The organism is Vibrio sp. 1F263 (genome assembly GCF_041439035.1).
Classification (GTDB): domain Bacteria; phylum Pseudomonadota; class Gammaproteobacteria; order Enterobacterales; family Vibrionaceae; genus Vibrio; species Vibrio tasmaniensis_A.
In genome coordinates, this window is record NZ_JBGONI010000014.1 from 30484 (window position 1) to 44527 (window position 14044).

A 14044-nucleotide genomic window follows, 5' to 3' on the forward strand; every position below is an offset into this window, starting at 1 on the left:
TTGGGAGAACCTATGTTCTTCGAGATTTCAATAACAAGAAGATGAAGTAACTGCCACCAATAATGGAAACTAACGTCCCTGCAGCGAGTTGAGCTGGGAATACCACCACTTGCCCTAACCAGTCTGCGAATAGCATGAGTGCAGCACCAATCAAAAACGACAAGATGATCTGTTCTTTAACCAAACGTGCACCCACCATTGCGGCGATGTGCGGAGCCAACAAGCCGACAAACGCAACAGGCCCCATGGTGGTTGTCACGACCGAACATAAGATCGCAACAATACATAACAATGCCACGTAGGCGACATTGATATTCAACCCTCTGGCACTCGCGAACTGACGGCCCGTCGCAATTAAGGTCACCCAACGACTCAACAGCAAAGCAGCCCCGATAGAAGCCGTTATCACCATGGTCATAATCATTGCTGACTCTGGTTCAACACGATAGGTTGATCCTGCTAACCAAGCTAATAAGGTGTATTTCCCCTCACCCACTCGCGTTAAAGAGAATTGCACCAAAGCTTCCAAAACTGCGGTCAACGAAATACCAGTGAGGATCAAAATCGATGGCGCAAACTGATGCTTCTTGCCAAGGAATAGCAATAAACACAGTGCAATCGCGCTGCCTAAGAAAGCAACCCAAGGACTCAATGAGTGAATCGAATAGCCCATGAATAAGCTACTGAAAATCAACGCCAGAACTGCACCCGCCGACACACCAAGAATGTCTGGGCTTGCGAGCGGGTTGTAGACCAATCTTTGTAAAATCACGCCAGCCACCGCTAAGCCGCCACCAGCGAATATCGCGGTTAACATTCTCGGCCAACGAATAGACCATTCAAATGCGTCTGGGATAACAAAATAGCCCATATCAGAAGATGGCTGTGACAGTGTGCTTAACGCTAACAAACCGAAGATCATTGTGCCCAACAAGAAGTAAGCCAAAGGTGAAATAAACTTTGGCCCTTTAGGCATCGAGAAAAACAGCTGATCTTGAGCTGATAACTGCTTTCTCGCAATAATAATCAACGCAGGAGCACCGATCACCGCGGTTGCAGTCCCTGTTGGAATCATATCCAAAGACCATTGTGCCAAGAAGATGGCCAAGCTGTCAGTGACACAAAGTAATAGCGCACCTAATACACAACTCGCGATGAGTTCAGATTTGGCCTTTAGAAAACCGAGATGCCTAGCGATGTTCGGGGCAATCAAACCGATAAAACTGATCACGCCCACCGAGGTAATCGACACTGAAACTAACCAAACACCAATAGCCATCAATACAAAAAAGGTAGTACCGATGTTAAGACCGCGCGCTGCGGCTCCTTCAGTACCGATCGAAAGCAAAGTCAGAACTCTTGGTGCCAAGAAGAAGATGGCAAAGATCGGCAATAACTTAGGCATTAACCACAGTACTTGTTCCCAGCCATTCTGTCCTAGGTCACCCGCTCCCCACACAAACAGATTCTGTGCGTACTGGTCATTAAGTAGAATAATCGCCGTTGCAAATGCTCCTAGCAACAAGTTGACCGCCATACCCGCCAATACAATGGGTAAGCCGCTCATGTTTTTGATTCCGACAATCGAAACAATCAGCCCCATCGCAAGCAGCGCGCCAACTAGAGCAAACCAAACTGAATACTGAGCGACCAACATCGGCGCGACCACATTCAGAATAACCAGACCAAGCCATGCACCTGACGACGTACCTAAGGTTAGCGGTGACATCATGCGATTTTGTGTCAGTTGTTGAAACAAGCTGCCGATGGTGCCAAGTGTTCCGCCGACCAAGATCGCCATCACCAAGCGAGGTAAGTTGACATAGGCTAACGCCATCAACTCGAATGAATCATCAACCATTGAGTTGAATGTCGCGATGTCACTGATCTGTGAGACTTGCTGGAGCAACTCACTAATAGGGCCAAATTCCGACTGCCCTAACCATAAATGAACAAGAGCAGCACAAAGCAGCACAGCCCCCATCATAAAACCACTGGATTTCATTACTGCTCCGCTAACTTCAGCAGCGATTGCGCCATGGCTTCTGCGTTATACAAGATCGACATAGCACCGCCGTAGCTCCAACTTGCCGCTACTGGGCTAAATTGACCATTGCGAACAAAGTGCATGCTCTTCCAAACGGGAGAACGGTCTAGCTTGTCTTGATATGGGAAAGGTTCAAAGTAAAGCGCAATGCCACCCTTGACGTTCTTAAGTTCAGTCATTCGTTTTTGACTGATGCCCCACTGACTCGCAGGAAGATCCATCGCATTTTCAAAACCTAACTGCTCAAGAGCATATTGCGGAATCGAGTTATCGCCGTAAATGAACACCGATGTGGTGCTCGCAAAACGGAAAGAGGTGACTTTCGGCTTGTCGCCCGAATACGCTTTATCTAGTTCAGCTTTTAGAACCGCGATACGCTCATCCATTGCGGCCAGCTTTTGGTTCGCTTGTTCTTCTTTACCAAGCAACTGTCCGATCTTCTTGAAATTCTCGATAGCAGCCGCTGCATTGCTGTGTTGTTCGCTGTATGTTTGGTAGTAAAGCACGGGCGCAATTTCAGATAGTCGCTCCTGAAGATCTTTCTGAGGCGAAGCGATGAGAATCACATCAGGATTTAGCTTCTTCAAAGCAGAAAAATTGGGCTCAGTTCGAGTGCCAATGTCCGCCACGCCTTCTGGAATGGCAGGTTGAACAACCCAATCGGTATAACCTGCAATATCAGGGACCGCGACTGGCGTAACACCGAGTTCAATCACTTGTTCGGCTATGTCCCAGTTCAGCGCCGCCACTCTAACAGGCTGAGCTTCAAGGGTTTTAACGCCCTCGCTATCTTCAACTTGGTAATCAGCCATCGCATTAAACGATAAAGCGCTCGCTAATACGGATACTGCTAGCTTTGTATGCAAGCTCTTTATTTTAGAAACATGGGAAGCTATTCGTTGTAAATTCATATTGTTGCCTACTCAATCTAAATTCTATATTTATTCAAACGACAAAAGCAGCCCAGTAATGGCTGCTTTAAATTGATAACCCTAACTTAGTTAGAATTCGTAATTAACATTAAATTCTACAGTTTGCTCTTGACCGTACCAGCAATAGCTCTCATTCCAACAAGTGTAATACTCTTCATTGAATATGTTATTTGCAACGACATTAGCTGTTGTGTTCTTAAGCGAGCTGTTAACCTCTCCTAAGTCATAACCTAGAGACAAATCAACTAAAGTATATGATGGTACTTGGCCTTTATTTTTGTCTGACGTATCGTTTAGAACAGTTTCTCCCACATAACGCACGCCACCGCCGACTCTAAGGCCACTCATTGCACCACTACGTACAAAATAGTTAGCCCAAACATTTGCAGTATGATCTGGTACAAATACTGGTGTTTGCCCGATATTTGATGCGTTTCTATCTTCAGTAATTTCCATATCGGTGTATGTGTAGTTCGCTAACACATCCAAGTTATCAGTGACTTGTGCTCGTCCTTCTAACTCAATACCTTGTGATCGAATCTCACCAACTGAAGTCCATGGTGAAGCTCCATCAGGACGAACGCCCACATTTTTTTTGTTCACTTGGAACAGAGCCATCGAGCCTGAAATCATATTCTCATATGAGTCATACTTAAGACCCAACTCAACTTGTTCACCTGTTTCAGGATCTAGGTTGTTACCGTTAGTATCTAACTTTACACTCGGTTCAAAACTGGTAGCAAAGTTAGCAAATGGAGATAAACCATTATCAAATTTGTACAAAGCACCTAAGCGGTATGAGAAATTAGTATCATCAGTATCCGTTTTACTTGGTGCACCACCAAATACTGATACTTTTGTCGTTGTTTCGACTTTGTCAAAACGACCACCAGCAATAAACACCCAATTATCAATCAACATCTGGTCTTGGAAATAGAAACCAAGCTGACTCACTTCAATGTCGTTATTTTGATAATACGTTTTAGTAAAATCATTCGGGTTCAGCTTATCGTTATTTGGATTGTAAAGGTTGATGCTATCAACACCTGCGAAAGCGTCGTAGGCTACATCACCCTCTGTGTTTCGATAATCCACACCAAAAAGTAAATAGTGATCCAATGAGCCAGTCGACACTAGGCCCGATAGTTGGTTATCAACACTAATACCCGTAGAACTTTCATCGGTGCTATATGCTGAACGAGCTAATGAGCCAGTTGAAGCATCAAAATTGCCACTGCTAGTACTTTCTTGATAAAAGTCAGTTTTCATATAACGGAAATTCTGAAGAAATGCCCAATTTGAGTTGAAATCATGGTTAAACTTATAGCCAGTAATCAAGAAATCACGTTTGATGGTGTTGTAATTAACATCCCCGGCAAATGTCGAAGGTGAGACTTTTCCTGATTCAATCGCCGCTAATGGGAGTGTCACGTTCTGACCTAGTGCAGGGTCATTCTGATAATAAAGATTGAAGTTAATAAAGGTTTTATCAGACACATACCAATCGATTGATGGCGCAATCACATAGCGCTCTTCCTCAACGCCGTCTACTTGCGTATCTTTCTTACGACCCAGAGCAACCAAGCGATAAGCAACGTTGTCACTCAAAGCACCCGTTGTATCAATTGAAGCTTCAACTAAGTTATCTAAACCCGTTGCTAAGCCAATTTTCGTAGACTCTTCAAACTTAGGCGCTTTTGCAATGATATTAACCATGCCTCCTGGTGGCATTGACCCGTAAAGAACCGATGTTGGACCTTTAAATATTTCCAAACGCTCCATTGCAATAGGATCAATCTGAGGTTGTACGTTCCATCCAGGAAGGATTGGCAACATCATTCCGTCATAATAGTTATTCGTAGAGTCAAAACCGCGAATTTTAACCCAATCACTAAGAACCACTGCACCACCTTTATTCTCGGTTGATACACCTGGTGCATAACGAAGAGCTTGCATTACAGACTTAACACCACGTTGTTCCATCTGTTCGCTTTCGATAACGTTAAGTGTTTGCGGCGTTTCTTCTGGCGCTAAAACGGTTTTCGTTGCTGTATTACGGTAGGCTTTACCCATAACAGTAATAGTTTCTACATTCGAATCTGCCGAAGTAGCGGTATCTTCCGCGAATGCTTGCGCTGAAAACGCAGTCAGCAATGCGACTGCCAATGATGAATACTTAAAACGAGTGTGAGTGGTCATGATTCCCTCGGTACCAATGCTTAATTGTAAATAGTAATAAATCTCATTTGCATTGTATGTATCTAGAGATGGGATAATTAACAATTTGGTGCAAATTCAAAAAGAACTTGGCCTATTTTGAGTAAAACCAGGTCAATTGCTGATTAAACACACAATTGATCTAGTAATATTTGACCTTGTAGCCTTTGACCTTGTAACACAAAGGCTTTTGAGAAGGGGGGAGAAAGTCGGAGGGCTGAAATATGACTACGATTTAATAATAGGAACCCAGTACTCCATTTCCGCATCAGAAGCATGAGCTTGATAGCCAAATGGGTACATCTCAAGTTCATAACCATCAACGCCACGATAACCTGAATTTGGAAGCCAATTAAGCACAAACCAACTTAGAGTATGGGGTAGATGCTCTATAGGACCACGGTGCTTCACTACAGCATAGGTTTGCTTCGGAATCGTCAGCACCTCTAACTTATCAGAGATAATACTAGGCAGTTGCGGGATAGAGATCTCGTCATGAAGCTCAACGCCCGCACAATAGTAAATATTGGTTCCGTCAAAACAAGACTGAGTCAGGTCAACAACGCCAATAAACTGGAGCATGTTGGCGTCAGGGATTTCAACCTCACCTTCTAAACGTGACCATAGCTGAGGGACTTTCTGCGCGAAGTCTTGCGTGAGTGAAAACAAGCCACTGATTTCTGATGTCATTCCTTTCACTAAGAAAGACTCTCTTTCATCAATGCGTACTTCCACAAAGCTTAACGCCCTATTTTCTGAATTACTCGCCGTCTCAGATACTTGTATCGGCTTTTTTAGCCCTACTCTTTTGCCTGCTTTTCTATACTGACTTGGGCTTACCCCAAACATTTGCTTAAACGAACGGCTAAAGCTTATTTCTGAATTGAATCCGAGACCAAGCGCAATATCGATAACACGATCTTTTCCATCAAGCAGCTCTTCGGCAGCCTGACTTAACTTTAACTCTCTCACATAGTTCGCCACGGTAAGCCCGGTTTCGGCTTGAAACACTCTTTGCAGCTGCCAACGAGACCAACAGCTTTGCGTCGCTAAATCTTCTAGCGATAACGCAGAGCTAAGATTCGCATGGATATAAGCCAGAACGCGGCTGATACGGTCAAATGCAGGTGTGTTCATATTCAAGCTTTCATCTTCTCTATTTTTGACTAGGGCGTGTTGGGTTCAACAATACTTTTATCACTTAAAGTGGCTTTTATCACTGAAAAAAGGACAGCCCACCCAAACTTTATAAATCTCAAAAACGTAAAAAGCACCGAGTAGATGCTCCATTTTGTATGGTTATCCTCGACTATGTTCGTTATGATAACGCAACTGATTCTCATTTATTGATTTAAGATGCTTCCCCAACTGCACAATATTATCACTCGTCGGAAAGCCCCGTCTCTACATCAAAAAATCTTCGCTTACTCAAAACAAGTGACCCCTTATTTAAGCGGAAGCTTTGGTGCACTTAATAACAAGAGCATTGCGGTAACAAATGAGAATAGCCATAAAGAGCTCAAACGAGTTTACGATGGTCTTTCGCAAAGCCACCCAGAAGCAGGCAAAGCGTATTGGTTAACGCGAACCTGGGATCTCGTGTGTTGGCAGCCTATCTATGTGACTTTCATTTCTATCTATGGGCTTCATTCATTGCCCGACATCAAGAATATCGGTCAATTTAGATACAAAGAGTTCATTACTGGCTACCGCTTCTTTAATGGTGATCATCAACATGGTTCACCAGAAGAGCTGATTCCCGATGCTGGTGAAGCCATTCTTGCACTGACTGAGTTTTATCGAAGCCAGATCAGTGAATGGACACGTATTCGCCCAGGATTTACCAATCATTTATTGGCCGATCTATTGTTAGGCAGTTTGATAAAACTTCAGCAACACGAACCAAGCCTGACCAACGATTACATTATTGCGCAAGCTAAGCTTTGGTTAGAAGCATGCCAGTTGTCTGAAAATCATTTAGACAGCCTTAAAGTGGACTCTAGTTCGGGGATGTTAAAACTGATCAGAATCAGCTGCTGCCTGGTTTATAAGTGCGATTCAAGAAAGTACTGTGATAATTGCCCTAGGCATCCAGACAACAAAAAAATCGCTTAGTCACGCCATTTATTAAAGTTCAATACGACGATCCTTCTCCCATTGAGCTTCGCTACTGATCTAATTACAGGACTGACATGTTTCAGCTTTCAAACATAAAAATTGTTCGTGATGAACGAACCATTCTCTCAATCGAAGACCTCACGATTTCGACCAATGAACTGACAGTCGTTCTTGGCCATAATGGTTCGGGTAAATCTACACTCGTTAATTTACTCTCAGGGCAGATGTCGCCGGATCACGGCAGCGTGGAACTAGACGGCGCTTCCCTCTCTTCATTCAAAAGCAAAGATTTAGCGAAAAAAATTGCTTATCTACCGCAAAAGCTCCCCGCTTCTGCAGGCTTAACCGTAGAAGAGTTGGTTCGTTTAGGTCGCTTCCCATGGAGAGGCGCGCTAGGCCGTTGGAATTCAGAAGATAAGTCGATTATCCAACAAGCGATGGAAAGAACCGGTGTCACTGAATTCTCGCAAGCCTTGGCGGATGATTTATCTGGAGGAGAGCGTCAACGCGCGTGGGTATCGATGTTGTTGGCTCAGCAATCACCAGTACTAATCCTTGATGAGCCGACTTCGGCACTGGATGTGCATCATCAGTTTCAGCTCATGGGTTTACTGTCTGAACTAAACAAAACGGAAAATGTTGGGGTGATCGTCATTTTGCACGATTTGAACTTAGCACTGCGTTACGCGACACACATCGTTGCACTGAAAAAAGGTCAGATTGCTTTTGAAGGCAGTGCGGATAAGTTACTTGATGAACAAGCGCTGTCAGCTTTGTATGAGTCTCCGATTCGACTGATCGATCATCCAGTTCCAGCTAAGACAGCAGCAAGTGATAAGGTTGCAGTCGTCTGTGAATAGTTCGGGCATTTCAGCTTAAGTCTAAGCTCTAAGCTCTAAGCTCTAAGCATAAAGAAGGCCATTGAAATCATAAACTTCAATGGCCTTTTCGTTTTTCACTCGCTAGCTAAATAACTAATTAACTAATTAACTAATTAGCTCAGCTGCGACTCTCTCGCTTCTTGACTACTGAAACCACGTAAAATATTAATCAGAGTAATAATAGTGAACAACATGATGACAAGCGATAAATGCCACGCTTCTCCTAGCCCTAGTTGAACTAGCCCCATACTCACCATTGAAGACACCACCATCTGCCCGCCGCCAGACATCGCAGCAGCAGCGCCAGCGTTCTTCTTATAAGGCAACATCACCAACGCCTGAGCACAAGGCAATGCAATACCATTGCCAAGAATCATCAAGAACTGGCCAAGCATGAGATACAAAGGCTCAAGTGGGCAAAAGAAAAGCCACAACGCCGCGAAGATATGCAATACAGGGGTACATAACAGAGTTTTCTTGTTGCCCAACATGGGGCGAATACGGTTACATAAACTTGTTCCACCCAGCATGCCTAAAGCAGGAATGACCGCCCACATAGCGTATTCATCAGACGTCATGCCAATCTGGTTTTGCATAATAAATGGCATCACTGATACGGTAGTGATCATCAAACTAAAGTTAAGCCAGCCAATACTCGCAAAACTCATAAAATAGCGAGAAGTTAGCAACTCTTTGTATTGAGAAACCATTTTCTTTGGCGAAGGAATAGCGGAGATCTGAGTGACGGTTTCCTTAAACTTGAACGCCAAAACCACCCAAGCTAATGAGACATAGCCAAGTAGCGAGATGAACACCATGCTCCAGCCAAAATGGAAGTTAATAAAGCCGCCGATTACGGGCGCAATCAAAGGTGTAATAGACGCGACCATCGCAATGTAGGACATAGCTAAAGGTAAATCTGCCCCACTGAATCTATCCCGCGTGGAAGCACGAGCAAGTACAGCGCAACAACCCGTTCCTAAGCCTTGCAGAAAACGTCCCATCACCATGCTAGTAAATGAATGGCTAAAGAAGATGATCATTAATAGCCCAAGCATCGCAATCAACAAACCACTTAACAGCACCTTCTTACGCCCTAGAGCATCGGAAATTGGACCATAGATAAACTGAGAAGGTCCAAAACCTAACAAATAGACACTCACCAGAAGCTGAGCTTGCTCTAGCGAAACATCAAAGTCTTTCGCGATCCATGGTAATGATGGAAATACCAGCCCCATACTGAGTTGGCCGATGCTGATGACCAAACACGCAAGTAGGATCGATTTAAAGTCAAATCGACGACTCATGATGTAAAGTATCCAATATAACAGCTGTTTTGAGATCGGGTGGTTTGAGAATAGATAGCTTGAGTATCAACCTGACAACATACAGACAGAGAAAACAGCGAAGATGTTGCAAGGGTAGTATTCATTATGCTCCGAAGGAATCGAATAGAGAATGGCAGGCTAAACATACGTGAGCTTGCTTACTCATACAACACTGGTTGAACTAAATAAATGAATAGTCACTTTTCAGTAACCCAACCTTTGCACCTGTCGACCACAAGCTAAACTAATACCACGTCATGAAAACAAAGGACTCCCATGAACAATCATCATCGTCTTATTTCCTGTGCTTTGGCACTCATCGCATCGAGTCCAATATCCTCTGCTTTTGCATGGCAAGTAGAGAAGATCACCGACGGACTCGTGATCCCTTGGGGGTTGGCTTATATCAACGATAACTCCATGCTAGTAACAGAAAAAGCAGGCGTCATTAAACAGGTTGATTTAAAGACGGGTGAGCAAAGCACACTGTTCAGGCTGCCCAATACTTGGGCGAAAGGCCAAGGTGGTCTGTTGGATATCGCGCTCTCCCCTTTTGAAAACGAAAAGTTCTACGTCACTTACAGTAAAGACGTCGATGGTGAAGGAGTAACGACACTGGCTTCTGCTAATTACAGCAATAATGAAGTTACCAATTGGACAGACGTGTTTGTATCTAAATCCAGAACGGACACCGGACGTCACTTTGGTAGCCGTATCACCTTTGATGATAGCCACCTCTATTTTTCAATCGGCGACCGTGGTGATCGAGACAACGGCCAAGACACCATGACTCACGCCGGATCAATATTACGATTGAATGCTGATGGAAGCACACCAAGTGATAACCCATTCTCGGATAACAGCAAGGTGCTCAATGAGATTTGGAGCTATGGCCATCGTAATCCACAAGGCTTGTATTACGACTTCCCGACCCAGAAGCTGTGGTCGATTGAACATGGCCCGCGAGGTGGTGACGAAATTAATTTAATAAAAACAGGTGCCAACTACGGGTGGCCTGTCACATCACACGGAAAAGAGTATTGGGGCCCAATTAGCGTAGGCGAGTCTGAAACTAAGGATGGCATTGAAGCGCCTAAAAAAGTCTACGTTCCTTCAATCGCTCCGGGGAGCTTGATTGTTTACCAAGGGGATAAATACCCAGAGTTAAAAGGAAAGCTGCTGGCTGGCGCACTTAAGCTTACCCACATCAATATTGTGACAGTCAATGGACAAGGTGATGCAATCAAGGAAGAACGTATTTTAGAAGATTTAGGCGAGAGAATAAGAGACATTGAAACTTCACCAAGCGGCGACATCTTTTTCAGTACCGATAATGGCAACCTGTATCGCTTGAAAAAGTAGTCAAAACCTCGTTCCAATAGAAACATGATACTTACAGTGAGATTTATAAATATAAGCCGTTAAAATTAGGTTCAGGCACCAATTAGCGGCTTAATAATTTGGAAAATAAATGTGCCAAAACAGTGCAATTACTCCAAGTTCGTCATCAATTTCGACCACCTTTTTCACAAAAACTACAACAAATCACCATACAACTGTAACTCCATGATATTTAAGGAATGCAAAGTTTGACTACCCCCAAGTTTCTGCAACCTTTCACTATGGATTCGATTGACTATCCCCTAATTTGATTTAGACTTCATCTCGGCTAGAAAGAAAGTTCTTTGTATATAAACATTTCGTTGGATTACTAGTAACCCCGTTGTGTTGTACGCAATAGCAATAAACTTTTCCGCGCTATCAGTGCCACAATTGGCTCAAAATAAAAATTTAATTTTAGGATATCATCATGTCTAACACAGTTACTGGTAAAGTAAAATGGTTCAACGAAACTAAAGGCTTCGGCTTCATCGAGCAAGAAAACGGCCCAGACGTATTTGCACACTTCTCTGCAATCACAGGCGACGGTTTCAAAACTCTTGCTGAAGGCCAACAAGTTGAGTTCACTGTATCTCAAGGTCAAAAAGGCCCACAAGCTGACAGCATCAAAGTACTTTAATTTAGTATTTTAAAGCTTTCTAAAAATAGCCAGCCTCTGCTGGCTATTTTTTTACCCGCTATTCAGAGATTTAAGGTAACAAGGCGCCCTACGACCGATGAAATAGACCTGTTAAAAGAAGCACTAGAGAATACGAGCAGATCAGAGAAAACAAAATCCTCTACTCTATACTTTTAGACTTCAGCATCCTGAGCTGTATGAGAGTAAGCGAAGTGTGTGGTATTCGTTGGGAAGATTTAAACGAAGAACTTAGAACAGCGATCGTACGTGACCGAAAAGACCCACGTAAGAAAGAAGGCAACCATATGGTCGTTCCTTTGCTTGGTGAAGCATTCGATATTGTAATGAGGCAAGAGCGTAAGGGAGAGTTGATATTTCCTTACAACCCACGCTCAGTTGGCCGAGGCTTTGTTGAAGTGTGTCAAAAGGTTGGGATTGATAACCTACGCTATCATGACCTACGCCGTGAAGGTGCAAGCCGCTTGTTCGAGAAAGGCTTTACCATTGAGGAAGTTGCTCAGGTAACTGGCCACAGAAACCTAAATACTTTGTGGCAGGTTTACACCCAATTGTTCCCACATAAATTACACGAACGTAAGATATGAAAGTGATTAATGGTTTGTAGTGAATATAAAATATTGACTCGAAGGGACCTATTTGCGACCACAAGTCCCCTTTTACCAATAGTAAACAAAAGACCAGCTAAAAACTAAACCTATCAAGATTCTGGACGGAAACGTTTTAGATTTGTTGCTCTAAGCCGATTCTGTCAGATTAGAAAAAGTACCTTGATGCCATAGTCGTTTGTCAAATAGCTAAGCGATCTTAATCAATTCATATTTTAGGGCGTCAGATGCTTCAACAAAATATCGTGCTTGATTCTTTAGGTTAAATATCGTGCTCTTCTCATCAGGATGCCCCAGAAGCATAAATAGATTATCTAAGTGCGCAATCATACTTTGAAACTTTGTCGATGCTTCTTTGCATTCATAAGATGACAACCCAATAAACAGTCCTTTTTCATAAATCTCATGAGCTATGGGCTTGTTTGTTTCGATAAACTGACATAGATCCTGAAATGGCACATCAGTCTCTGAGTACAACTTAAACATTTGCTCTAACTCAGCAAACAACAATGACGATTTAACATGTGTCTCATCAACTAATTGAATAAACGTTTCTTTGGGTATTTCATTTTGATGATTGTATTGAGCTGTTGTTAAGTACATAGAATTCCAGTCAACATTTACACCGCCACCGATATCTTGCCCATTTTGAGAGCAAGGTCGGAAGTGTTCTTCAAGACCGCGATCTATCCACTCTGATTTACAAAGATAGTTATTATTGCGTTCATCTTGAGGGGTCGGATAAATAAATAACCAAACAACGTCTGCGGGCTTATTTTTCCAAGCTTCTCTTGTGTGAGCACTTCGGTGGTACTCACACATTTTAATATCTTCGGTCAAAGCACGAATTATTGTTAATAACTCAGCCTGACTATGTTCTTTAGACAATGTGACTCGCGCAGAGTATCGCTTTGCACCACCATGACTGTTATCTGATGTTTTAGTAACAGTGTAATCTGGGATGATTTCAACTAGATTTGCAAGACGACGTAAGTCGTTGTTCATACCAACATTTACTTCTTGATGAAAAGGTACAGACACTTTCCAAGCTTTACCTGTGTAGCTAATTGTATGTTTAGTTATTGATTGCCAGTAGGCAATATCATTTTCGATATCACATAAAACGATTACAACAGGTAGCGAATGATTAAGCCAATATTCTAAGTGCTCCATTTCTCCACGAAAGACGTACCCATCTTTTGAAGTTTCCTTAAACCAAGATGCACCTGATTTAATTTGCAACGCAATTAATTTTCCTGAAGCTTGATTCTCATCAACGAGTTCAACCTGAGCGTCTATCCCACAATCAACAATTGGCTGTTCACGAAAAATGTATCCACACCTTTCGAAGAGTAAACCTACGGTTTGAACCCCGACACGATCCGTTTGAGAGCTGCGAGTATATTTCATTACTTAATTATTCCACAGATGTTGAAAAGTCATTTAACGTCCACTTAAGTGGTGAGTAAATATGTGCCAAAATTGTAGCGAAGCGAAAATGGCACGCGTTTACGAATCCATCTTGGAGCGTTTGTTAGTTTATTGTGCGCACATAGTCTCCAAACGAAGACTTTAAATTATTCATAGTGTTTTTACAAAACTCTATGTCTATATCTTTCCATTATTGACAATACCGCTTGGCCATTGTGATAAGGCCAACATGCTCAACCTCGAAGGCTTGACCATCCGCATGGCCAAGCATTTGATCCCTGCCCGTTTTAAAAGTTCGACCGTTTCATCAAAACGGCTTTCATCTGAATTTTTAATTGCGAAATGAGCCCAAGCGTTGGGAATCTGATCAAATATTTGTTTAGCGCTACTCGCCACGACCTACGTATATTGCAAATGACATGACAACTAAGATTAGGGTCGTAA

The 14044-nt window shown here is 43.0% G+C and carries 10 protein-coding genes and 1 pseudogene; 5 read left to right on the plus strand and 6 right to left on the minus strand.

The annotated features are described in order from the left end of the window. Positions 1-10: 10 nt before the first annotated feature. From fhuB to ACED25_RS11245, 4 genes are all read right to left on the minus strand, one after another. Positions 11-2005, minus strand: coding sequence for a Fe(3+)-hydroxamate ABC transporter permease FhuB (gene fhuB / locus ACED25_RS11230; RefSeq protein ID WP_371695276.1), 1995 nt, complete (start codon positions 2003-2005; stop codon positions 11-13). Further along, positions 2005-2958 (minus strand): iron-siderophore ABC transporter substrate-binding protein, encoded by a 954-nt coding sequence (locus ACED25_RS11235; RefSeq protein WP_371695277.1) that lies wholly within the window; start codon positions 2956-2958, stop codon positions 2005-2007. Before ACED25_RS11235 ends, fhuB begins: the two co-directional genes overlap by 1 nt. Positions 2959-3048: 90 nt before the next feature. Beyond that, positions 3049-5178: a TonB-dependent siderophore receptor gene (locus tag ACED25_RS11240; RefSeq protein ID WP_017098447.1), complete on the minus strand. Its 2130-nt coding sequence runs from the start codon at positions 5176-5178 to the stop codon at positions 3049-3051. Positions 5179-5424: 246 nt separating this feature from the next. Beyond that, the gene (locus tag ACED25_RS11245; protein WP_017098448.1) at positions 5425-6333 is read right to left on the minus strand and encodes an AraC family transcriptional regulator; all 909 of its coding nucleotides are present in this window, start codon (positions 6331-6333) and stop codon (positions 5425-5427) included. A 219-nt stretch (positions 6334-6552) separates the two neighbouring features. Here ACED25_RS11245 and ACED25_RS11250 point away from each other — a divergent pair, with 219 nt between their 5' ends. Together ACED25_RS11250 and ACED25_RS11255 are read left to right on the plus strand one after the other, a co-directional pair. After that, a complete protein-coding gene (locus ACED25_RS11250; RefSeq protein WP_012600441.1) occupies positions 6553-7311 on the plus strand; it encodes a siderophore ferric iron reductase in 759 nt (252 codons plus the stop codon). Positions 7312-7388: 77 nt separating this feature from the next. Next, positions 7389-8174 (plus strand): ABC transporter ATP-binding protein, encoded by a 786-nt coding sequence (locus tag ACED25_RS11255; protein ID WP_371695278.1) that lies wholly within the window; start codon positions 7389-7391, stop codon positions 8172-8174. 134 nt (positions 8175-8308) lie between these two features. Here ACED25_RS11255 and ACED25_RS11260 read toward each other — a convergent pair whose 3' ends face one another. Beyond that, positions 8309-9502 carry a multidrug effflux MFS transporter gene (locus ACED25_RS11260; RefSeq protein WP_371692823.1) on the minus strand — a complete coding sequence of 398 codons (1194 nt, stop codon included), beginning with the start codon at positions 9500-9502 and terminating at the stop codon, positions 8309-8311. 297 nt (positions 9503-9799) lie between these two features. Between ACED25_RS11260 and ACED25_RS11265 the strand changes: the two genes are divergently transcribed. The 3 genes and pseudogenes from ACED25_RS11265 to ACED25_RS11275 form a co-directional block, all read left to right on the plus strand. Continuing rightward, positions 9800-10885 (plus strand): PQQ-dependent sugar dehydrogenase, encoded by a 1086-nt coding sequence (locus tag ACED25_RS11265; protein WP_371695279.1) that lies wholly within the window; start codon positions 9800-9802, stop codon positions 10883-10885. 448 nt (positions 10886-11333) lie between these two features. Further along, positions 11334-11543, plus strand: a complete 210-nt coding sequence (locus tag ACED25_RS11270) for a cold-shock protein (RefSeq protein ID WP_004731543.1) — start codon at positions 11334-11336, stop codon at positions 11541-11543. A 72-nt stretch (positions 11544-11615) separates the two neighbouring features. Beyond that, positions 11616-12148: pseudogene (locus ACED25_RS11275) on the plus strand (site-specific integrase); the annotation flags it as partial. 210 nt (positions 12149-12358) lie between these two features. On the opposite strand, the gene ACED25_RS11280 reads toward ACED25_RS11275, so the two are convergent. Further along, positions 12359-13579 (minus strand): DUF4365 domain-containing protein, encoded by a 1221-nt coding sequence (locus ACED25_RS11280; RefSeq protein WP_371695280.1) that lies wholly within the window; start codon positions 13577-13579, stop codon positions 12359-12361. Positions 13580-14044: the final 465 nt, after the last annotated feature.